Origin of the sequence: Candidatus Nitrospira nitrosa, assembly GCF_001458735.1 — a bacterium.
Classification (GTDB): Bacteria; Nitrospirota; Nitrospiria; order Nitrospirales; family Nitrospiraceae; genus Nitrospira_D; species Nitrospira_D nitrosa.
This window is the reverse complement of the sequence record NZ_CZQA01000001.1, coordinates 1338072-1358383: the sequence shown is the minus strand read 5'-3', so window position 1 is coordinate 1358383 and position 20312 is coordinate 1338072. Positions and strand designations below refer to the sequence as shown.

General features: G+C 55.4%; 23 protein-coding genes. 14 read left to right on the top strand and 9 right to left on the bottom strand.

What is annotated here, in order from left to right; all coding sequences use genetic code 11:
• Window positions 1-15: 15 nt before the first annotated feature.
• The 6 genes from COMA1_RS06450 to COMA1_RS06425 all read left to right on the top strand — a co-directional run bounded on the left by COMA1_RS06450 (window position 16) and on the right by COMA1_RS06425 (window position 7523).
• Complete coding sequence (locus COMA1_RS06450) at window positions 16-1065, top strand: lytic transglycosylase domain-containing protein (protein ID WP_090745431.1); 1050 nt, start codon at window positions 16-18, stop codon at window positions 1063-1065.
• An 11-nt stretch (window positions 1066-1076) separates the two neighbouring features.
• Window positions 1077-2414, top strand: coding sequence for a glycerate kinase type-2 family protein (locus COMA1_RS06445; RefSeq protein ID WP_090745428.1), 1338 nt, complete (start codon window positions 1077-1079; stop codon window positions 2412-2414).
• A gap of 15 nt (window positions 2415-2429) precedes the next feature.
• Window positions 2430-5072, top strand: coding sequence for a PEP/pyruvate-binding domain-containing protein (locus COMA1_RS06440; RefSeq protein ID WP_090745424.1), 2643 nt, complete (start codon window positions 2430-2432; stop codon window positions 5070-5072).
• A 124-nt stretch (window positions 5073-5196) separates the two neighbouring features.
• On the top strand, window positions 5197-6570 hold the full coding sequence (locus COMA1_RS06435; RefSeq protein ID WP_090745422.1) for a DNA recombination protein RmuC: 1374 nt from the start codon (window positions 5197-5199) through the stop codon (window positions 6568-6570).
• A 9-nt stretch (window positions 6571-6579) separates the two neighbouring features.
• Window positions 6580-7014: a pyrophosphohydrolase domain-containing protein gene (locus COMA1_RS06430; protein WP_090745420.1), complete on the top strand. Its 435-nt coding sequence runs from the start codon at window positions 6580-6582 to the stop codon at window positions 7012-7014.
• On the top strand, window positions 7011-7523 hold the full coding sequence (locus COMA1_RS06425) for a PilZ domain-containing protein (protein ID WP_090745417.1): 513 nt from the start codon (window positions 7011-7013) through the stop codon (window positions 7521-7523). Before COMA1_RS06430 ends, COMA1_RS06425 begins: the two co-directional genes overlap by 4 nt.
• Before the next feature lie 141 nt (window positions 7524-7664).
• Here the strand turns inward: COMA1_RS06425 and panC are convergent, their stop codons facing one another.
• From panC to COMA1_RS06405, 4 genes are all read right to left on the bottom strand, one after another.
• The gene (gene panC, locus COMA1_RS06420) at window positions 7665-8525 is read right to left on the bottom strand and encodes a pantoate--beta-alanine ligase (protein WP_090745414.1); all 861 of its coding nucleotides are present in this window, start codon (window positions 8523-8525) and stop codon (window positions 7665-7667) included.
• Complete coding sequence (gene folK, locus COMA1_RS06415; RefSeq protein ID WP_090745412.1) at window positions 8522-9073, bottom strand: 2-amino-4-hydroxy-6-hydroxymethyldihydropteridine diphosphokinase; 552 nt, start codon at window positions 9071-9073, stop codon at window positions 8522-8524. Before folK ends, panC begins: the two co-directional genes overlap by 4 nt.
• 84 nt (window positions 9074-9157) lie before the next feature.
• Window positions 9158-10333, bottom strand: a complete 1176-nt coding sequence (locus tag COMA1_RS06410) for an LL-diaminopimelate aminotransferase (RefSeq protein ID WP_090745409.1) — start codon at window positions 10331-10333, stop codon at window positions 9158-9160.
• Between the two features lie 116 nt (window positions 10334-10449).
• A complete protein-coding gene (locus tag COMA1_RS06405; protein WP_090745406.1) occupies window positions 10450-11133 on the bottom strand; it encodes a type 1 glutamine amidotransferase in 684 nt (227 codons plus the stop codon).
• Between the two features lie 169 nt (window positions 11134-11302).
• On the opposite strand from COMA1_RS06405, the gene COMA1_RS06400 reads away from it, so the two are divergent.
• The 3 genes from COMA1_RS06400 (at window position 11303) to COMA1_RS06390 (ending at window position 14155) form a co-directional block, all read left to right on the top strand.
• Window positions 11303-12238: a hypothetical protein gene (locus COMA1_RS06400; RefSeq protein WP_141654242.1), complete on the top strand. Its 936-nt coding sequence runs from the start codon at window positions 11303-11305 to the stop codon at window positions 12236-12238.
• 208 nt (window positions 12239-12446) lie between these two features.
• A complete protein-coding gene (locus tag COMA1_RS06395) occupies window positions 12447-13304 on the top strand; it encodes a hypothetical protein (RefSeq protein ID WP_090745400.1) in 858 nt (285 codons plus the stop codon).
• Between the two features lie 32 nt (window positions 13305-13336).
• On the top strand, window positions 13337-14155 hold the full coding sequence (locus COMA1_RS06390; protein ID WP_090745397.1) for a hypothetical protein: 819 nt from the start codon (window positions 13337-13339) through the stop codon (window positions 14153-14155).
• A gap of 19 nt (window positions 14156-14174) precedes the next feature.
• Here COMA1_RS06390 and COMA1_RS06385 read toward each other — a convergent pair whose 3' ends face one another.
• Window positions 14175-14900 carry a class I SAM-dependent methyltransferase gene (locus COMA1_RS06385; protein ID WP_090745394.1) on the bottom strand — a complete coding sequence of 242 codons (726 nt, stop codon included), beginning with the start codon at window positions 14898-14900 and terminating at the stop codon, window positions 14175-14177.
• 290 nt (window positions 14901-15190) lie between these two features.
• On the opposite strand from COMA1_RS06385, the gene COMA1_RS06380 reads away from it, so the two are divergent.
• On the top strand, window positions 15191-15808 hold the full coding sequence (locus tag COMA1_RS06380) for a hypothetical protein (protein WP_090745391.1): 618 nt from the start codon (window positions 15191-15193) through the stop codon (window positions 15806-15808).
• A gap of 9 nt (window positions 15809-15817) precedes the next feature.
• On the opposite strand, the gene COMA1_RS06375 is transcribed toward COMA1_RS06380, so the two are convergent.
• Window positions 15818-16162, bottom strand: a complete 345-nt coding sequence (locus COMA1_RS06375; protein WP_141654241.1) for a hypothetical protein — start codon at window positions 16160-16162, stop codon at window positions 15818-15820.
• 61 nt (window positions 16163-16223) lie between these two features.
• Here COMA1_RS06375 and COMA1_RS06370 point away from each other — a divergent pair, with 61 nt between their 5' ends.
• A complete protein-coding gene (locus COMA1_RS06370; RefSeq protein ID WP_090745385.1) occupies window positions 16224-16709 on the top strand; it encodes a hypothetical protein in 486 nt (161 codons plus the stop codon).
• Between the two features lie 128 nt (window positions 16710-16837).
• On the opposite strand, the gene COMA1_RS06365 is transcribed toward COMA1_RS06370, so the two are convergent.
• The 3 genes from COMA1_RS06365 to COMA1_RS06355 all read right to left on the bottom strand — a co-directional run bounded on the left by COMA1_RS06365 (window position 16838) and on the right by COMA1_RS06355 (window position 18628).
• Window positions 16838-17896, bottom strand: a complete 1059-nt coding sequence (locus COMA1_RS06365; RefSeq protein ID WP_141654240.1) for a WD40/YVTN/BNR-like repeat-containing protein — start codon at window positions 17894-17896, stop codon at window positions 16838-16840.
• A gap of 62 nt (window positions 17897-17958) precedes the next feature.
• The gene (locus COMA1_RS06360) at window positions 17959-18318 is read right to left on the bottom strand and encodes a helix-turn-helix domain-containing protein (protein WP_090745380.1); all 360 of its coding nucleotides are present in this window, start codon (window positions 18316-18318) and stop codon (window positions 17959-17961) included.
• Window positions 18319-18334: 16 nt separating this feature from the next.
• Window positions 18335-18628 (bottom strand): type II toxin-antitoxin system HigB family toxin, encoded by a 294-nt coding sequence (locus COMA1_RS06355; protein ID WP_090745377.1) that lies wholly within the window; start codon window positions 18626-18628, stop codon window positions 18335-18337.
• A 157-nt stretch (window positions 18629-18785) separates the two neighbouring features.
• Between COMA1_RS06355 and COMA1_RS06350 the strand changes: the two genes are divergently transcribed.
• From COMA1_RS06350 to COMA1_RS06340, 3 genes are all read left to right on the top strand, one after another.
• Complete coding sequence (locus COMA1_RS06350; protein ID WP_090745374.1) at window positions 18786-19100, top strand: helix-turn-helix domain-containing protein; 315 nt, start codon at window positions 18786-18788, stop codon at window positions 19098-19100.
• A gap of 66 nt (window positions 19101-19166) precedes the next feature.
• Entirely contained in the window at window positions 19167-19514 is a 348-nt protein-coding gene (locus COMA1_RS06345; RefSeq protein WP_090745371.1) for an HVO_A0114 family putative DNA-binding protein, read from the top strand.
• 307 nt (window positions 19515-19821) lie between these two features.
• On the top strand, window positions 19822-20139 hold the full coding sequence (locus tag COMA1_RS06340; protein WP_090745369.1) for a YbbD-related protein: 318 nt from the start codon (window positions 19822-19824) through the stop codon (window positions 20137-20139).
• The last annotated feature ends 173 nt before the right edge of the window (window positions 20140-20312 follow it).

The following is a 20312-nucleotide window of genomic DNA, read 5'->3' as shown; positions in this document are numbered from 1 at the left end:
CAGAGGAGTCTGTGAATGATCATCCGTACGATGCAACCGTTGTGTATTGTGCTCGCCATCAGTGCCGTGATCGTCCTACAGAGCGCTCCGGTGCCGGCTACCACGACGCCAGCTGACAACAACGATCCAAAGACCGAAAACGAGAAGGAGCTTCTCTTGCCCGAAGTGCTGGATGGCCAACCAGAGCCGGAGGATCGGCTGGTGATCTTGCCGGAGATTAAGCGCGAGGGAGAACGATTCTTTCTGAGCTCGTTCAAGCTGCCGGACAAGATTACCTTTGCCGGAGTTCAGGTTCCTCTGGATAACTGGCAAGTAAGGGAACGGATTGAGTATGAGTTCTATCAATTTTTAGAAGATCAAGGCGAGAGCATCATCCTTGCCAAACGGACCGGGCGTTGTTTCCCTCCGGCCGAAAGGCAGTTGGCAGAAACGGGATTACCGGACGATCTCAAGTATATGTTGCTGGTCGAGAGCAAATGCATTTCTGCCGCATACTCGAAGGCGAAGGCTTCAGGCCCCTGGCAATTCATCCCTTCTACGGGGCGACGCTACCGGCTCAAGAGTGACGCCGTCCGAGATGAACGCCGCAATCTCGAAATGTCGACCGAAGCGGCGGTGAAGTACCTCAAATACCTCAAAGACTTCCAGGACAATGATTGGTTCCTGGCGATGGCTTCCTACAACGCCGGCGAAGAACGTATACGCAAGCTGCTCAAGGAACAAAAAATTACCGATTATTGGAAGATGCACGGACCTCGTGAGACCATGCGATACGTCCCTCGCATCATCGCGGCGAAGGAAATCTACTCCCAGCCGGAGAAATATCTTGGACTGACCAAGAAAGATCTCTACATGCCGTTGGAGACGGAAACCATCACCGTGAATGTAAAGGAATCTCAACGCGCGTTGGCATCCGTTGCTGAGGAATTCGGCACGTACCTCCTCGAGATCAAAATGTTGAATCCGGAGTTTAAGAAGGATATGCTCCCTCGGGGCTCCTATCAAATCCGAGTTCCTCGCCAGACCTGTCCTAATCGATGCTTCAAGCAGGACCCGACCCCCTAGCATGTGTCTCTATGTTGCTTCGTCTCCCCTCGTCTCCGGCACGACCTTTCCTCCACAAGCTTCTTAATGCAGGCCTTGAGGCTGCGGATCCCTATCAGGCCCTGATCAAAACTGTGTCTCTCAACGGAGCTTCCCTACGAGTGGGACAACGAACATTTGATCTTTCCCACACCAAAAGAGTGGTTGCAGTCGGGGCCGGTAAGGCATCCGCAAGAATGGCGCAAGCATTAGAGGTAGTGCTGGGAGAACGACTAGAAGATGGACTTGTAATCGTGAAGACGGGACATTCGCTCACTACACGACGAACGACCGTCCTCGAGGCCAGCCATCCAATCCCTAATCGCGCAGGAGTTGTTGCGACTCAACACCTATTGCACTTAGCACAGGGGCTATCCTCAAAAGATCTATTGATCGTTCTTTTGTCCGGAGGAGCATCCAGCCTATTACCAGCTCCCGTCTCAACCGTGACCCTTGCCGATAAACGGCGTACAACACAGCTCCTGCTTCGCTGTGGCGCCACAATCAATGAGGTCAATGTCGTCCGAAAACATCTCTCGTTGATTAAGGGCGGCAGACTTGCCGCCTCCACGACCGCAAGGATCATCACCCTTGTCCTTTCTGATGTTATCGGCGATGACCTTGGGTCCATCGGCTCCGGCCCCACAGCCGTTGATCCTTCTACATTTGCCGAGGCTATCGAGGTATTGCAGCGTTACCGAATCTGGTCTGCAGTTCCACCGACGGTCCGCCGCTACTTACAGAGGGGACAAAAAGGAGCAGTACCCGAAACCTTGAAACCTGGTTCCCCTCGCGGACGGGCAGTCCACCACCACATTATCGGCAGTAATCACATCATGCTGGAAGCTGTGGCACGGATCGCACGGGAGGCAGGCCTCTTCACCAAACTCGTCTCCTCCCCCCTCACAGGAGAAGTGCGCATTGCGGCCAAGCAGTTGGTCGACCTGGGCAAAGCAGTCAGGGCCGGACGTGGCCGCGTGAGGCGTCCCTACTGTGTGGTGGCAGGAGGGGAAACCACGGTGACGGTCACAGGTCATGGGAAAGGAGGACGTGCTCAGGAATTTGCAGCGGCAGCCGCATTCGAAATCTCTGGGCTCTCCAATGCGTGGGTCATCGCGCTAGGAAGTGACGGCACCGATGGGCCAACCGACGCAGCAGGAGCTCTCGTCGGTAGCGAAACCGTCTCACGAGCAAAACGACTCAAGGTTGACCTCTCCGCTGCATTGAAGCGGCACAATACCTACCCAGCCTTCAAGAAGCTTGGATGCCATATTCACACCGGACCAACCGGCACCAATGTCAATGACCTTTACCTCTTCCTCCAGCTCTAGCTACTATGCTGGCGTATGGCGCCTTCCTTTATCCTCCCACTCTCGAGCTGTCACGATCTGAGTCTCGTGGGTGGAAAGGCTTTCGGACTCTGTCGACTAATTGAGGCTGGATTCCCAGTCCCATCGGGGCTCTGTGTGACAACCGTGGCCTATACTGATCACCTACATAATTTAGGTTTTCATGACCAGGATGAGTGGCGCCGGATCGTCGGATTGTCGGACCCTGACCGGCTTTCGTCATTAGCTGTTTGTCAGCTACGAATCAACCAAATCGAGATTCCCCAGCTCACCACAGACGGCCTAACAGCATCATTGCAAGCGCTGGGGCATCCGCCGGCCATACTCTGGGCGGTCCGCTCTTCAGCCACTACCGAGGACGCCTCTGATGCGAGTTCTGCCGGTCTCTATCGCACTCACCTTGGCCTCACACTTCCAGAAGTTGCGCGCGCCATCAAAGATCTCTGGGCCTCACTGTGGGAGATGCAAGTTGTCAGCTACCTCACTCGGCAAAACCTGGGGATGATGCCGCCAAGGATGGCTGTCGTGATCCAACCGATGATCGATGCGCAGGCGGCAGGGGTGGCATACTCCATTCACCCTGTGACGGGACGACGCTCGGAAGTCATGATTAATGCGGTCCCTGGTCTGGCTGCTCCGCTGGTCGATGGCACCGTGGTCCCGGACCAGTATGTGGTTGAAGTACCCGCTGAGGGAAAACCTGTCCAGATTCGTACCCGTCTCTTAGCATCAAAGACTGAGTGCTTGCGCGTCTCGAATGCCGGCCTTCATCGAGCTTCGCTCGAAGAGGACGCACAGAGCCGATCCTCACTCACGGATAGGCAGCTCGCATCTCTTGCCGAAACTGCCAAGGAGGTTGAACGCGCCTTGGGACAGCCGATCGATATCGAATGGGCCTTTGACTCAAGACAACTGTGGATCCTGCAGGCTCGCCCGATCAGCACCGTTCAACCAACTGCCGACCTCACGAACGACGACTGCGAGTGGTCACGAACCAATTTTAAGGAGACGCTCCCGGAACTTCCCAGCCCGTTGAGCCTTTCGTTCCTTGAGCAGTTTATGGACCGCTACATTCTCGAGCATTACCGCCGGCTCGGGTGCCGAATTCCTGAAGGACTGACGTCGGTCCGAATCTTTCGTGGACGCCCATACCTGAACGTTACCCTCTTTCACCTGCTGGTTGCGCAGCTCGGCGGGGATCCTTCATTGAATTCTGAACAGATGGGCGGCGAACCACTGCAAATTCCGCCACAAGTCCAACCACTCGGAGGAATGGCGTCTCTTCGTGCCGGATGGTTGATGCTGAGGGAAATGCGCCGAGTCGAACGAGTTGGGCCACATGTCTTTGTCGAGATGAAGAGGTTAGCCGTTACCTATCAACGCGAATCTGTACTGAGCTTATCACCCAAAGAGCTCATGTCGGAGCTCGATAAGCTTGATCCGTGGCTTGAGAGCCGGGAAGTCACGTTTGGCATTGCTGGAGGAGTCGGACAGTGTCTTCAGTTTTTCAGTAAGGTGCTGCCTGGGTGGCTGGGCCCTGACTGGCGAGTTCTGCTGAACGCCGCGCTTCAAGGACAAGGGACCGTCATTAGCGCCCAACAGATTCTTCGACTGGCTGAGCTCGCCGACATCGCCAAAGGAGACCCACATACCCATACTGTCCTCACTTCAGCATCGTGGGACCCAACGACATTCCGAACGACTCTGGTCGGTACTGAATTTCTGTACGCCTTCGACAAATACCTTGAGGATTATGGTCATCGTGGAGTTGGCGAATCGGATGTGATGTCACCGCGCCTCGCCGACAACCCCGCAGCCATTCTTTCGATTCTACGCGCTCAAGTGATCTCCAATAGGCTTTCTCAGGACGCCGTTCGGTTGCGCCAAGGCGACAGGCAAACCAACGCGCTCGCCGAGATCAGGCAGCGCATGGGCTGGCGATTGGACCGATGGGCCATCTTCCTCTGGTGTTATCGACGATTGTGCCGATTGTTTTCGCTCCGAGAAGCCAATCGACACCACTTGATGTATTACTCAGCAGCCATCCGAACCCTCCTGCTTCGACTTGGAGAACGCCTCGTCGAGCAGGGATTACTTCAGCGGGTAAATGACATTTTTTTCTTAACCATCGCCGATCGCATAAACCTGGTAGCCGGAAGTACCAGAGACTGGAAGGCGGTGATCGCCGCCCGGAGAACCGAACGAGAGCATCACCTCACCGCCAAGGTACCCGACACCATTCGTGACTGGACAGGTGCACGCCAACAGACCATGACAGAAGGTCACACTGATGGAGATTGCGTCTTATCTGGCATGCCAATCAGTGTTGGAACCGTCACTGGTCCGGTTCGCCTCCTTCGATCAGCGGCAGACTGGAGCAAGGTGAGGTCAGGAGAGATTCTGGTGGTATCGGTGATCGACCCAGGCTTGGCCCCCCTCTTCGGTCTCGCAGGAGGTTTGATCGCCGAAATGGGCGGTACCCTCTCTCACGGAGCAATCATTGCTCGGGAATATGGACTGCCGACGATCGCAAATGTGGAGTCGGCCATGGTACGATTTTCTGATGGGCTCCCCGTTACCATCGATGCTGGATCCGGGACCATTCGTATAGGGCCATCTCCATCGATGAAGTCTAGTTAGAGCTAATTGATCCCGGGCCGTCTGCTTCTTGACCTTTTTCAATACCTTGCGTAATCTTCCAACGATTCCTTATTGAACACGCTATATATAGCGGCTCAATCATGTAGGCATTGTTGCGTAAGATATGGATCAATTTTTAACAGGTCTGGCTCCGAGTAACCTGATAGGGTTTGTGACCGGGCTGTTCCTTGGCGGTGTGGTGATAGGGCTGTGGGTCACGAGCCGCCTACGACCTCTTGCGCAACGAGCCGAAGCGACTGCGGACGAGCTACGAAAACAGGTGGACCAAGAACGAACTGTGACATTCTCGATCCGTCAAGAGTTGGCAGCGGTTCAACAGGCTCGGGTCGCCGCTGAAACCAGAATAGAAGACGCCGCGCGACAGCTGGTGGAACAGCGGGCCTTGATCGATCATACCCGCCACGAACTCATCGGATCGTTTCAAGCGTTGTCCGGCGAAGCGTTGAAGCAAAACAATGAAGCGTTCTTGAAACTCGCCGCCGTGTCCTTCGAAAGCCTGCATGTCAAAGCAGATGGTGATCTCGCTCAACGACAACAGGCCATTGATGGATTGGTTCGCCCCCTTCAAGATTCCCTTCACCGCTACAATGAAGAGTTACGGTTACTCGAACAGTCTCGCCAGTCAGCCTACGGTGGATTGGATCAGCATCTGAGATCACTGGCCGACTCCCAGCACCGGTTGCAACAAGAGACAGGCAACTTGGTCAAGGCTCTGCGCGCTCCGGCGATACGAGGCCAGTGGGGTGAGCTCACGTTGAAACGTGTTGCCGAGCTCGCCGGCATGGTGGACCACTGCGATTTTGTGGAGCAACTCTCCGTCACCGGCGACGAGGGGCGACTCCGTCCGGACATGGTGGTTCAGCTGCCGGGAGGGCGACAAATCATCGTCGACGCCAAAACAGTTCTTTCTGCGTACCTCGACGCCCATGAGGCGCAGAATGAGGCGCAACAAGCCGACGCCTTGCGCCGTCACGCCGCCCAGGTCAAGAGCCGTATGGATGAATTGTCGTTGAAGGCTTATTGGACGCAGTTTGACCGAACCCCTGAATTCGTTGTGCTCTTCCTGCCCGGCGAGCAATTTCTCGGCGCCGCGTTGGATCAGAACCCCAGACTCATTGAAGAAGGGTTCGCAAATGGGATCGTCTTGGCCACCCCCTCGACCCTCATTGCGTTGCTCCGTGCGGTGGCCTACGGCTGGCGCCAGGAACGAATGACCGCCCATGCTGAAGAAGCAGGTCGTCTCGGGAAAGAGCTCTACGAACGGATGGCGGTGTTGGCCGGGCATATGAACGATGTCGGTCAATCACTCGGGAAAAGCGTCTCGTCCTACAATCGCGCCATTGGTTCATTAGAAACACGCATTCTCCCGGCAGCACGCAGATTTAAAGAATTGGGTGTCTCCTCCGATCGGGAGATCCCCGTCCTTGAACCGACGGAAGTGGTCCCACGGAAAACGTTACCGCTAGAGATGGAATGAAGGAGCACAATGATCAGCGAACAGGCCATGGTGGAAGCATTTCACAGCAAGTTTGAGATTTTGATACAGACCGCCCCCACGAATGTGAATGAGGACACGAAGCGCCTTCGAGTCCGACTGATTCAGGAAGAATTCGACGAATTGAAAGAGGCCATGGCCACTGGAGACCTGGCTGCCGTGGCGAAAGAAATGGCGGACCTGCTCTATGTGACCTACGGCACCGCTGTGTCATATGGAATTGATATGGAACCGGTCTTCCAGGAAGTGCATCGGTCGAATCTAAGTAAAGTCGGTGGATACAAGCGGGCGGATGGGAAATGGGTGAAACCCCCCACCTACTCACCCGCTGATATCGTGTCAATTCTTGAGGCACAGCAGGAGCACGCGTCGGCGGAGCAGCCATGTGATCATGAAGCTGTCGCCGGTGCTCCTCGGAGTTCATGAAAGATCTACACTGTCCGAATTGCGGAACACCCTTCGTTCGAGTGATCCCCGACGAAGGCGCCATAGGGCGGGTCCTCACTCGCTTGAACTACTTTCCATTCCGATGCCAGCTGTGCACGACACACTTTCGCGCCTTCCGCAATCAGGTCCAGACTGCGACCTCCCCCACCGATCGCCGTCAATATGAACGCCTTCCGGTGTCGCTTCGTGCCAATCTACTCGCGGACAACGCAGTCCGGATCGACAATCGGGTGACGGATATCTCCATGGGTGGCTGCACCCTCGAAACCACAAGGACCCTCCCGCAGGGGACATTCGTCGAGCTTGTCATCAAGCCGGCCTCCGACGAGGAACCGATTAAGATCGGGACAGCCGTGGTCTGCTCATCACGACCAGAATCGATGGGCATTCGATTCATGGAGATGGTGACGGACGATAAGAATCGCCTCAGTCAAGTGATCCTCAGTCTGCTGGTAGGACAAAGCCTCCATCAGAACCTTTTCACATAACAGCGATTCCCATTAGAAGAGACTGCTCAGGCAATCCGTTTTGGATTGTCCGATCGACCAATGGGAGAAGCTCAGGAGCCCCCACCACCCGGATCTTTCCAGCACAAACGGAGATCGATGAATTGCTACGTAGGGTATAGCCTAAGAAGCTCGGCGAGGAGCACTGACCAGGAGGTTATCGATCAAGCGAACGGAGCCAAGACGTACGGCACCAAGCAGTACCACTCGCGAGGTCACGGAAGATACAGGCTCGAGTGTGCGAGGGTCACACACCGTGAGATAGTCGGTCGTGATGGTTGATTCCTGGCTGACAACCTGCGCCATCGCCAACCCGACGGTCTTTGCGTCTCTGCCTCCTGCTCTGATCACTTCGGCACCAGCTTGAAGACTCTTGTACAGCGTCACTGCTCGACGTCGTTCATCCGGTGAGAGGTAGACATTTCGGGAACTCATGGCCAGCCCATCCTGCTCACGCACGGTCGGACGGACCGCAATATCAACACCGAGATTGAGATCCTTCACCAGCTGCTGAACCAGTACGGATTGCTGAAAGTCCTTTTGTCCAAACAGTGCCTGATGTGGTCGAACAATTCCAAGCAGTTTGGTGACGACGGTTGCAACGCCGGCGAAATGATGCGGGCGGACCTCACCTTCCCATCGACGGGCGATTGCCGGAACCGTCACCGTCGTTTGAAAGCCAGTTGGATACATGGCCTCTGCGGTCGGCTCGAAGCAGACATCAACGCCTTCCTGTCGACAGATCGCTCGGTCGTGCGAAATGGGGCGGGGATACTTGGCCAGATCCTCCCGAGGACCGAACTGGGTCGGATTCACGAAGATACTCACCACGAGTGCGTCACATCGTAGCCGTGCCTCATGAATCAACGTTCGATGCCCCTCATGCAGCGCACCCATCGTCGGGACAAACCCGACCGTGACACCTTCGCGCCTGAGCGCTTCACTCCAGGCGGTCATGGCTGCGGGTGAGCGAATGATCTTCATGAACCGGGAGGGACGTGACAGGTCGGGCGCGACCCGTATCTGGTGGAAGGCTGAGGGAACAAGAGTTGGGCATGAGACTCGTCTGAGACTTCCGTCAAGAGGTGTGCCACTGATCGCCTGAACGTAGGATGGACCCACTGCGGATCCAGCTCGTTCATCGGCATGAGAACAAATCGACGTTGATGGAGCCGAGGATGAGGAATAGTCAACCCTGGTTCTTTGATGACGCACTCGCCGTAAAAGAGGATGTCAAGATCGATCGTGCGAGGCCCCGACCGGTCATCATCGTCCCTCCCGAGAGCGCGTTCGATCTCCTGCAGCGTCGTGAGGAGGCTACGTGGCTTAATATCCGTTTCTAGCTGCACCACTCCATTTAAAAACCAGCCATCCCCTGGATCGGTCCGGCCACGCACTGGTTCCGTCTCATAGAGCAAGGACACGCCCCGCAATCGAGAATGAGGCAGAAGACTGAGCAGCGTCACCGCCCGATCGCAATAGTCCACCCGATCTCCGACATTCGATCCGAATCCGATGAAGACCGTCTCCATAAATCAGTTAGGCCTGAGGGGTAAGGAGTGAAGGGACCGCTCTTGGCATTTCCCTTTCACCCCTGACCGTTCACTGTTCGCCGTTCAGAATCCCACCTTTTTGATTCGCTCAACTGCTTCAGCTAACCGCTCTTTGGTCGTGCAGACAGTCATGCGGACATAGCCTTCACCCGGTGCGCCGAAGCCGTTGCCCGGCGTCGTCACGATCCCGGCCTTTTCTAATAGGTGTGCGGTAAACGATGCTGATGTATAGCCCTTGGGGACCGTCACCCAGACATAGAATGCTGCGGGAGGAGGATCAACTTCCAGGCCGAGTTGCTTCAGACCAGGGACCAGTGTGTCCCGCCGGTCTTGATACGTCTTTCTCAGATCATCCGTCACAGCATCGTCAAGACCGAGTGCCGTAATCCCCGCCTCTTGAACCGCCTCAAAACAACCCGAGTCCAGATTGCTCTTCACCTTACCAAGGCCACCCAAGACATCTTTGTTGCCCACGACAAAGCCGAGGCGCCATCCCGTCATGTTATAGGTCTTCGAGAGTGAGTGGAATTCGACTCCAACATCCTTGGCACCATCGACTTCCATAAAACTCGCAGGCCGTTGCCCGTCATAGTAGATCTCGGAATAGGCCGCATCGTGACACACAATCACTTGATGTTCCTGCGCAAAGTCCACGAGCCGCTTGAAATAGTCCTTCGTCATGATGACGGATGTCGGATTGTTTGGTGAGTTGAGCCACATCAGCTTGGCCTTCTTTGCCACATCCTTTGGGATCGCCGTGAGGTCCGGCAGGAAACCGTTGGCCTTGGTCAGCGGCATGATGTGAGACTGCCCCCCGCAGAAGCTGGTCCCTACCGGGTAGACCGGATAGCCGGGGCTTGGAACCAAGACAATATCTCCAGGATCGACAAAGGCCAAATGAATGTGGCCGATGCCTTCCTTCGAGCCGATCAGGGTCAGCACTTCATTGGCTGGATCCAACGTGACATTGAAGCGGCGCTTGTACCAACCGGCGACGGCCTTTCTGAACGAAAGCATGCCCTCATACGAAGGATATTGATGATGTTTGGGATCTTTAGCGGCCTTCGCGAGGCTTTCGATGATCGGCATCGGCGTCGGCAAATCGGGATCGCCGATCCCCAGATTGATAATATCCACTCCCCGTGCAATTGCCTCTTGCTTCATTTTATCGATAGCCGCGAATAAATACGGCGGCAATGTCTTGATACGTGTTGCGACTTCGATCGGAAAACCACCCATGGTCGAACAAGCTCCTTTCATGAATAACACCCAGCCTTCAGCCATCGGCTCACCGAAGTGCTCTCAGGGCCGACGCCTTCAAGGTTGTGTAGAGTACTTCAGAGCAGCGGCCGCAATCAATGCGTACGAGTCAGCAGGTGGCCAATCAACCGATCAGCCATGGAGTGAAGTTGCGGAAGCTGGGGCAAGGCCATTGCCTTCACCTGTTGTGCGATGAGGCCCGCTTTCGTCACATCCGGCGCACATTCACGGCACAGAGAATCAATCCCATTCGCCTCCATTTCCAAATGGAAAAGAAGGCCATAGGCCCACTCGCCATAGCGAAATGCCTGCAACGGCGCAATGTCGGAACCGGCCAATGGCACGCAATTGCTTGGCAAGTCAAAGATCTCTCCGTGCCACTCGAACACGTCGAACGTATTCGGGCAAGCCTCAAACACCGGGTCTGCTTTCCCCGCATCAGTGAGGCGAACCGAGGTCATGCCGATTTCGAGCGCCGTACCCGATCGTACTGTGCCACCAAGCGCCTTGGCCATGAATTGACTCCCAAGGCACACGCCAACCACCGGCTTATTGGCCAGAAGTACAGACCGAATGAACGTGGTTTCCTCCGGAATCCATGGATCAGGATCGTTGACCGACATCGGCCCTCCCATGACGATCAGGAGATCACCTGCATCTTTCGGGAGTCCATCTTTTGGAACGAGGTGCGATTCGAGACTGACCCCTCGCTTGGTCAAGGCCTTCGCAAAGGCACCAGGACCTTCAAAGGGAACGTGTTGCAGACATACCGCCCTCATACGTTCTTTACTGGCATAGCCACCTGACTCACGTCAAGATCCAGAACTTCTCAAGACCTCCCTTCAGGAGATGACATGAGCCTGTATCTATCCACTGGCCGTCAGAACACCTCTCCCCCTCCGTATGACTTCCATTTTTGCTTCCTCTTCCGTAGAGTAGCCGGCCCATATGGCCATAATGGATCCGTTGATTCGTGGGATTGATCGCATCCTCATCCACACACAGGACGTCGAGCGGGTATTTGCTCGATTTCGTCATGAATTCGGCTTACCCATCGCCTGGCCAGTCGCCGACTGTGGCCTGCTCGTTTCAGGTGGACTGTACGCTGGCAACATGACGGTCGAAATCGGTCGGTTCAGAGGGCTTCAACTCCCAGGAACCTGGCTCTACGGCCTCGGTTTCGCACCATGGGAACCGACCTGGAAGACGGTTGAAGGACTATCGTCTCGAAAGGTATTGTACGCGTCGCCGCTGACGCTCTCCTACGACTCGCCTCTTGTGATGCAGTCCACCCTCACCTTCTTGCGCAACCTCTTGGATGGGCAGCCGAATGCCGCGCTGTGGCTTAGTCAGCCAGGCGGAAGGAATACTCGAGTCGGTCGAGCACTCTCGACCCTCCGGACTTGGATGGCCGGCACCGAGGTAGGCTCTAAAACATTTTCAATGTTGTTAGGTAGTTCCCTGGTTTTCATGTGCGACAACCAGAGCCATCTTCATCAGGAACGAATCGCTGCGTTAAGAGCTGCCTGGCGGAAGACTCGCCAGAATGGGCCTTATGGAATCACCGGAGTTGCCGGGATCGATATCGAGATGGCAACTAATCTCCCCGTCTGGAGACGATTACTGGATCGACCCGACTTGACCAGTAGCTCAACCCATTCATTCGGCGCGGGGCCTCTGCTTCGATTTCATCCCGGCGCGGAGAATCGACTCCTCGGGATTGAGTTCGCCTGTGCCGATCTTCCATCGATCACCCAGCAGCTCCGTGCACAGTGCTCACTGGTGCCCACGGATGAAAAGAGAGTTACCCTTTCTCCAGATCGAATGGATGGATTGGCAATCGGATTCAGTCAGTCTCCAACGACAACACTGGACAAGGGTTAGGCTGATCTCCTGACCGAAGTCCTGCCGGTCAGCTTAGTTCCTACCCTGGCGACTGAGTGTCAGCCTATCCGCGAGGTGATCGTTTACGACCTCTCTCCCAATGATCTTGGCCGTACAAGCAATACCTTGTCGGATCCGTCGATTACGCCTCCCACGTTCATTGTTTCTACCTTTAGGCTTAGGCCTAATCGACCGACAAGTAGATGTCATGGCTCTTCCCGCAACTGACATGGACCACGCCTCACTCATCGCTCCTCCAAGCCATCAGAGAGCGGAAGCCCCTTCGCCCTGTTCGTTTCGGGAGAGAGTCCGCTCCCGCTATCACGCCTTCTGGTACCACCTTGGAGAACGAGTAGCCTGGTCACGTGGGATCTATCGGGAACGGCCGGCACAGGAACTCGAGGATCTGAGCGGAGTTCAGTATGAGCGGATCACATCACTTCAACGCCGATTTCGCGTACGGTTTGAGCAACACGCAAGCCAGTCAACGGCCTTACGACAGTACGATTATCTCGACCTGCTCGACCAAGGGTGGTCGGCGCTCAGATTGCCCCGCCTAGCTGGTGGCACCGTACAGGATATCGGGTCGAGTAACTTTTGGTACGCTCCCGTCTTACACACTTTTTTTCGACCAACCGCACTCATTGGCGTCGAGGTAGAAGGCCATCGGATGTATATCAATGGCTATAGTCGCCACGATTATGCGAAAGGCTATATCCAAGACCTTCCAAACACAGAGTTCCATATCCAGGACTATCGCCGGTATAGTTCTCCGGCCAGCATCATCACCGCCTGGTATCCCTTTGTGACACCGGCTCCGGTATTGGCCTGGCGACTACCACTTTCTCTTCTGGCGCCGCACGACCTATTCGCGCAAGTGATACGCAACCTCCAGCCACACGGGTTGTTTCTCATGATCAACCACGGAAGGGACGAAGCAAGCATTGCCGCGTCATGGTGTCGTAAGGTCGGCTTGGCCCATTACGGATCCTGCGAGTTGAGATCGAACGTACGCCCGAGACTCCCTCCTCCCGTCCTCTCCTGTTGGATGCGCGCGCCGGTCTAGCTCTACGTCCTGGCCTACGCTACAATTGTCTCGTGAACCGCACCATCAAACATACAGAAGACCTTCGATGGCTGATCGGCCATACCGGCGGGTTTCGCGCCGGTTATGTCACGGAGGTGCAGATCTTGAAGCGTCGGCTCTTCGATGAAAAGTCGACGCGTGATGTCCCAGCCGGAACCACGATTGCCGTGACCATTCACTACGAGATTCGCGGTCTTGCTCGAGTCGCCAAATTGACCATGACCGGCGTCACGGACTTTTCGGTCTTTGAACAGGACGGAATAGACTGCTCCTCGCTCAGCGTCATTCAGACGGAACTCAATGCGGGAAAGCTACGCTTCTGGTTTGACCCGCAGGGCGAGCTGTATGTGGTCTGTGACGAGGCTCATCTGGAAGAGCTCACCTTGCCGATGGTGACTGCCCAACAAGCTGCAGAATTGGCCCGATGGACCTTCCAAGGGCTCGAGACCGACGGCCCCAGCATTCAGTGGCTATTAGGCGAGTTGAATCAGGCCGGCCTACCCTGCACCTGGCATGACACGGAACGATCTGATGCGATTCATCCTGCTGTACAGTGGGAAGGGAACCTGAGACCGGCAGATGATTTCTCAGTGGATGAGAGTAACTTAGTCCATGCAATGGCCTACAGTCCACCGGAGGGACAGGGCTTTGGCCTACTGCTGAGAGTATTCGGCATGCAGGATAGAAGGCTGAGTCGAATTCTGGAAGTCCTCGCGGATCGGATCACCCAACACTTCTCAGGCAACTGCCTGGTCGGCACGACGATCATCCCAGGTCGAGAATGGGAGCGTTGGTTGATTCGCGAACACCGATCACGGCCTGAACGCTGAGAAGGACTTCGACTACGGCTTAGTGCGCGTGCTCTGGGGAATAGTGCCCATTCCCGTTGGAGTAGGCAGCGGTTCCGTTACCCCTCGCATAACCCGAAGCAGCGTGTGCTGTCCCATTCACCTGCTGCCCCTTGCCGTTGATACATTCCACCAGGGCCCAGAGTCGCAAGGGATTCACCCGTTGATTCCTGGCAATATGGAGCGACGTGCCTTCCAGCACAGTCGTGAGGGACAAATCCGTACGCCACCCTAAATGTTTGGTCAATGGGGAAAGCACTTTTTCAACGGCTGCAATCACCTTGTTGCCGTTGCTGAAGTGATTCAGCATGATAATCCGTCCGCCAGGACGGCAGACCCGAATCATCTCGTTGACGACCTTTCGATAGTCCGGCACCGCGGTCACGACATAGGCCGCGACGACTGTATCGAAGCTGTCATCATTGAATTGCATCGCGCCGGCATCCATGCGATGCAGCTCGACGTGATCAAGCTGATGAGCCGCCGCCTTCTCTTTTGCCCTAGCCAGCATCCCTTCGGAGACATCGATCCCAACGATGCGGCAATGACGAGGGTACATGGGAAGGGCTAATCCCGTCCCAACCCCGACTTCGAGAATCTGTTCATTCGGCTGCACATTCAAATTTCGAATGGCCGATTCACGGCCCTCATGGAACACTTTGCCAAACACTCGGTCATAAAACCCCGCATAGGAGGTATACACACGCTCAATCTTGTCGGGATCCATGTTTGCCTCCACAATCCGTACGATCCGGTCTCTGCGCACTGCAACCCTGCAGAGGAAGATACCGTCAATGGTGACGCGGGGAAAATCAATATTGAGGCGGGAAATTCAGGTAGCCTATAGCCCGCCGGAAACATTGCCCGGCGTACTGTAGCCAAACTCCTCCGCATGAGTCAACAAGCTTTTCGCATGCCGGAGCAAAAGCTCTGGTATGAACCGGAGCGTTCACCACCGGCGTATGCCCATCCTGCCAGCCTTGATTCGTCTCGCTTTTCTATGTGATAGCTACACCCATGCTCCTCGCAGGTTTCTTTGCCGGTGCACTTTTTCTAGGACTGCTCGTTGGGGATTGGGTCTATTTTATCCGCCTCACTCCGGATGCCGTGCGGTATGGCTGTCGTGTGGCCACTCGCCCTGATCAGTGGCCTGGGGTAACCCTGGATACCGTCCGCGAACGTTTCGGTCCTGATGGAATCTTGATGCTGCCGCATGGCGTAGCGTGGTGGTACCCCGACCTGTCCCAAATTGCCATTCGCCCACAATACCGCCTCTTCTCCAGAAAATTCAGGACGGCATGGCCGGTCAAAGGCCTCATTCATGTGTCTCCTCACGAAACGGCGCTGGTAACGCACTGCGTCAAGCGCATTCCCTGGTCATCAGCCCTCATTACCGTGATCTGGTTTGCCGTGGTCTTGTTGGGATCGCTCACCTTTGTGGTGCAATACGCGCTGGAAGGCGGGTTCACGACCCTCGGCGCAGCGTTCTTGGGCATCGGCATTACCGGACTTGCCGGCATGGTCGCGCTGTTTGGAATCGTGACGGTCACCTTGTCCTATCGCTTGGAAGACAGCCGTCTCATGCAGGTGTACGACGAACTGCGTGCAGTCATGACACCACCCAGTTCTTCCTGAGCGGGCCACTCATCCGCGGAAGAAATTCAAGAAGTGATCGTACTCAACCGGCAAGTTCACAACAGCGCGATGACGAACCAGGCCGGTAATGATCCCGCGATGTTTCTTCACCAACCCCGACGTTTCAAACGCGTGGCGGAACTGCTGCCATTGCAACGCAGGATCGGCTACAATTTTGACTTGTTCGTCTTGGGGAAGCGCATGCACGATGGTCGTCAAGGTGCGAACGGCCTTCTCCACGCTCTCGTAAGGGGGCGCCAGATTGAGTCGGGCGTAGAACGTCTCCAGATGCCGACGGAATTCCTCCTTCAGCACCTGAGCCGGATCTGACATAAGGGGGCGCGCTTCTGCCATACTCGTTTCAGGGATGATACGGTAGGACAAGGGTACGGAACAACTATCAAGGGAGGACAGTATGAATCGGATACTATCTGGGCTTTTCGGTGTACTCGCTATGGTGGCCTTGGCCGGATGTTCATCGCATCACCATCACCACGGCATGATGAGTGGGGGCAAGAGCGACGCCTACTGGCAGAAAGGCCAGCAAGACATGGAGGGATTAGTCAATCGGACCGTGACGGATCCTGACAAGGCGAAGCAAGTCAATGCCTACGTCGGCCAAATCATTAACGAACTCAAAGAAGGCCGTGAGCAGGAGCGAGCGTACCACCGACAACTCTATACCTTGAACGCCAGCTATGACGCGACTCCGGAGGAGTTTTCCAAAATTCTCAACGAGGCGAACATTCAACGGATGCAGCACTCGGCCAGCGTCCTGAGCCTGCGGTTCAAGATGAAGAACCTCATGACGGCCGATGAGTGGAAGACACTTTCGGACAAGATGATCTCCTACAGTGGCCGCTACTCACACGGTAGCACCGGAGCCAAGACCGGGTATTAAGCGCCTGTAGGTCGCATTACGTTGATTAGGAGTGGCGTGTTCCTGGTTTCAAGTTTCGGGAGTCCAAATTCTCTACACTCGAAACATGGAACTCAGAGTCGAGAGGCGAACGACGCGGAAGGTTTGAATTACGACTGGGCCGGTGCTGCCTTCAACGGCACCGGCACCCAGGTTGCGCCGGCATCGGTAGAACGGTAGAGGCCACTGCCGTTTGTGCCGGCGTAGAGCACTTGAGCGTTTTTGGGATCCATGGCCAGGGCGCGAATGTTCAACGTCGCAAGCCCTCGGTTCGTCACCTGCCAGGTCTTTCCTCCATCTACTGTTTTCCAAATCCCGGCTGGGCCACCGATATACAGCTGCGACGATTCCTTCGGATGGAGGACCAAGCTGCTGATAAAGGGATCGGAGATGGACTGACCGATCCGCTCCCACTGCTCGCCTTTGTTCATCGTGCGAAACAGTCCTTTCGTCGTGCCGGCATAGACGATATCGGGATTTGTCCGATCGATCTCAATGGCATTGACCCCAAGAGCCATGGCCGCCATCAGTTCCGTCTCGGGGATCAGCCCACTGTTGATCTTCTTCCAGGTCGCCGCCCCATCATCTGACCGATAGACCCCGCCCGTCGTCCCGCCATAGAGCACCGCCGGCTCCTTGGGATTGATGGCGATCGACGTCACAATGTGAACTTCCTTCATCCCGTTCATCCGCTCGACCCACTCACGGCCCGCATCTTTTGAAGAAAAAGCGCCGACTGTGGTTGCCGCATAAACCTGTTCGCTGGCCGCCGGGTGAAACACGAACTGATTGATAAATGAGACGTGCTCTTTCAGTCCGACATTGTGCGGCAGCCAATGTTGCCCCCCATCCGGACTCTTATAGACCGCATCCCCCATCGTGCCGGCATAGATCGCCGCCGGCAGGAGCGGATCAATCGCAAGCGTCGTCACCCGGCGTGCACTGAAACTGGGAAAGCGTTCCCAGGTCCCTCCCCCATCGCGAGACTTATAGACCGCATCGTTCGTGGCGACGTAGAGGATGTCGGCATTCTTGGGATGCAAGGCGATCGACACGACCGACTCGCTGTCTTTTTGACAGCCAAGCAGACTTAGCCCAATGAGGAGGAGACCAATGAGCGGCAACCGAAAGTGGGTGAGAAATAGCATGGTGGCCGCAGACCTAACCACAGGGGTTCAATAGGAGTCAAGCAGGAGGGAGAAACGCCGACGTTGGTGAGGTGAAGAAGTGCCTAGGCGGCGATGCCGATAAGGCTTTCCAGGGGGATGTGTAACTCGCGGTGGAGTCGGCGTATCATCTCGAGCGAGAGATTGCGCTTCCTCGTTAGGATTTCCGACACACGCCCGCGCCCACCTAGCATCATCTCTAAGTCTTTCCTCGTCATGCCAAGTTGATCCATCCGAAATGTGATCGCGTCGATCGGGTCAGGCGGACATATCGCATAGTGCTTGGCTTCATACGCCTCAACGAGTGTCGTGAGCACGTCCAGCTCATCACCAGCTTTCGTGCCTGGTTTAGCGTTCATCAATTGTTCGATGCGTCGCAGCGCTCGGTCATAATCCCGTGCTGTTTTGATCGGAGCGATAGTCATGATATCTCCTTGCCCGTTAAATGCTCGTCACATCGATCGCATCGTACACAGCATGCGTCCCGATGAATCGGATATACACTACTCGGTACGGATAATTAATCTTCACGACAAGCCGATATTGATTCCCCGCCATGTTAAAAACAACCTGATTGCCCGGCAAAACACTGGCTGAACGAAAGTGCGCCTTGACCGCCGATGGGGATGCCCAATCGGCGTGCGCGACCTCCTGATGCCAAGCTTCCAAAGGACCCTTGGCCTTTGGGTACCGTTTCCAGAAATTACGCAGCGCCCGCCTAGCAATGATGCGCACAGGTCACTATAGCACGCTCCCAAATTGGGAGCAATGAGGCCTGTAGCATTAGGAAGATCCCTTAAACCATTGAGCAGCAGAGATGTGACTGAACTTGCCTTTTATACGCCACCAGCGTACGGTTCATCTTCATTCACATCATTAAAGTCATACTGGGATGGACAACAAGTTGAGCAGCAAAGCGCTCGCCGACTTCGAGGCAACGCGCGATATCTGGCAAGAGGTCTTGGACGGTGTACGGGAAATCAAAGCCGGAAGAGGGAAACGGACAAAGGTTGAATCCAAGTCATACATTGTTCGCGTACGGTTGAAGAGTGGGCTCTCGCAGGCCAAGTTTGCCACAGCCCTCGGTGTGTCGAAACGCACCTTGGAGCAATGGGAACAAGGTCGCCGCAAACCGTCCGGCGCCGCGAAACAACTCTTGAAGATTGCAGAGCGCCACCTCAAGGTTCTCCTTGAAGTAGCGGCATAATTGGCATGGGTGATCTGCATCCTGCCTGACCAGGACGTTGTGGGGATTCCATGATGAGGTGGAATCATGAAAACCGTCGTGCTTGACGTTCGCTCCCCCAAGGAAGCAATGGCTGATTTTACCCGGGTCTGGAAAACCCGAAAGGGAGAAAGAGGTGCGCGCATCAGTTTTGCGACACCGGAACTTCTCTGGAAAGTGTTGACGGCCAAGCGCTGGGAATTACTGAAGGCCATGTGCGGAGCCGGCCCTCTGTCGATCCGCGAAGCAGCGCGCCGTGTGGGTCGCGATGTGAAGGCTGTACACACAGACGTGACGGCACTGTTGAACGCCGGAGTGCTCGATCGTGGCAAGGATGGTCGAGTGATTCTCCCGTTCGACGCCGTGAAAGTAGAGTTCCTCCTCCACGCCGCATAGATCTTCGTGCTTCAGAGCGCTACGCGTTGTGTCAGAGGTGCTCCGACCGTTGGAGGCATTCAGGATGAGGAAGAAGCTTACTGGTAAAGCACTCGCTGACTTCGAGGCCAACGGGATATGTGGCAAGAAGTCCTAGCCGGCGGAGGAGAGCGCGACAAAAGTTGAAGCCAAGTCATACGTTCTTCGCGTGCGATTCACCATGCAATTGGAATCTTCCCCCTATTCCTAGATAGACGTTAGATGCATGAAAACTATCCTGTTCCCACTGGTAATGGTACTGACACTCCTAATCGGAGCAGTCTGGTACATGGAGAACACTGAGCAACAAGAATCACATTTTGAAACATATCAAACACTGCAAGCCTCTGAACTAATTACTAAGGGCTGGGTTCCCGATATTATTCCACGAAGCGCATACGACATCTATGAAGAGCATCGAGTGGATCAGGACAGAGTACATGTCCGGTTTCGTTTTTTGGCTGGTGATACCGCCAGCATTGAAAAAGGTTGTAAAAAACAAGAAGGCAACAGTGCCAAGATTGCCATTTATCAGTGCCCGCATGGAAATGGCGTAGTTTCCGTCAGGCTACAACAGGACGGCACAGGAGAAATGGTCAGTGACTAGAGCGATCCTGCCGCCGGACACATGAGTAGTGCTCGCGAAGTTCACGCGTGATATCAGGCGCCTATCGAAACACACTGTGAGGCCTTCCGGGTAGACCAGCAACGATCGACAATCTGGTCACATCGGGCATCGGTCCCGAGGCACAACGAGCTAGGGACACCAGCCAATCGCTC

Excerpts from the sequence above, each read along its gene's own strand:
- COMA1_RS06450 (WP_090745431.1), top strand. The coding sequence starts at position 16 with ATGATCATCCGTACGATGCAACCGTTGTGTATTGTGCTCGCCATCAGT.
- COMA1_RS06400 (WP_141654242.1), top strand. The coding sequence starts at position 11,303 with ATGGCCATAATGGATCCGTTGATTCGTGGGATTGATCGCATCCTCATC.
- COMA1_RS06440 (WP_090745424.1), top strand. The coding sequence starts at position 2,430 with ATGGCGCCTTCCTTTATCCTCCCACTCTCGAGCTGTCACGATCTGAGT.
- COMA1_RS06425 (WP_090745417.1), top strand. The coding sequence starts at position 7,011 with ATGAAAGATCTACACTGTCCGAATTGCGGAACACCCTTCGTTCGAGTG.
- COMA1_RS06360 (WP_090745380.1), bottom strand. The coding sequence starts at position 18,318 with ATGACTATCGCTCCGATCAAAACAGCACGGGATTATGACCGAGCGCTG.
- COMA1_RS06405 (WP_090745406.1), bottom strand. The coding sequence starts at position 11,133 with ATGAGGGCGGTATGTCTGCAACACGTTCCCTTTGAAGGTCCTGGTGCC.
- COMA1_RS06380 (WP_090745391.1), top strand. The coding sequence starts at position 15,191 with ATGCTCCTCGCAGGTTTCTTTGCCGGTGCACTTTTTCTAGGACTGCTC.
- panC (WP_090745414.1), bottom strand. The coding sequence starts at position 8,525 with ATGAAGATCATTCGCTCACCCGCAGCCATGACCGCCTGGAGTGAAGCG.
- COMA1_RS06410 (WP_090745409.1), bottom strand. The coding sequence starts at position 10,333 with ATGGGTGGTTTTCCGATCGAAGTCGCAACACGTATCAAGACATTGCCG.
- COMA1_RS06385 (WP_090745394.1), bottom strand. The coding sequence starts at position 14,900 with ATGGATCCCGACAAGATTGAGCGTGTGTATACCTCCTATGCGGGGTTT.
- COMA1_RS06370 (WP_090745385.1), top strand. The coding sequence starts at position 16,224 with ATGAATCGGATACTATCTGGGCTTTTCGGTGTACTCGCTATGGTGGCC.
- folK (WP_090745412.1), bottom strand. The coding sequence starts at position 9,073 with ATGGAGACGGTCTTCATCGGATTCGGATCGAATGTCGGAGATCGGGTG.
- COMA1_RS06430 (WP_090745420.1), top strand. The coding sequence starts at position 6,580 with ATGATCAGCGAACAGGCCATGGTGGAAGCATTTCACAGCAAGTTTGAG.
- COMA1_RS06350 (WP_090745374.1), top strand. The coding sequence starts at position 18,786 with ATGGACAACAAGTTGAGCAGCAAAGCGCTCGCCGACTTCGAGGCAACG.
- COMA1_RS06395 (WP_090745400.1), top strand. The coding sequence starts at position 12,447 with ATGGCTCTTCCCGCAACTGACATGGACCACGCCTCACTCATCGCTCCT.
- COMA1_RS06345 (WP_090745371.1), top strand. The coding sequence starts at position 19,167 with ATGAAAACCGTCGTGCTTGACGTTCGCTCCCCCAAGGAAGCAATGGCT.
- COMA1_RS06435 (WP_090745422.1), top strand. The coding sequence starts at position 5,197 with ATGGATCAATTTTTAACAGGTCTGGCTCCGAGTAACCTGATAGGGTTT.
- COMA1_RS06340 (WP_090745369.1), top strand. The coding sequence starts at position 19,822 with ATGGAGAACACTGAGCAACAAGAATCACATTTTGAAACATATCAAACA.
- COMA1_RS06375 (WP_141654241.1), bottom strand. The coding sequence starts at position 16,162 with ATGGCAGAAGCGCGCCCCCTTATGTCAGATCCGGCTCAGGTGCTGAAG.
- COMA1_RS06445 (WP_090745428.1), top strand. The coding sequence starts at position 1,077 with ATGTTGCTTCGTCTCCCCTCGTCTCCGGCACGACCTTTCCTCCACAAG.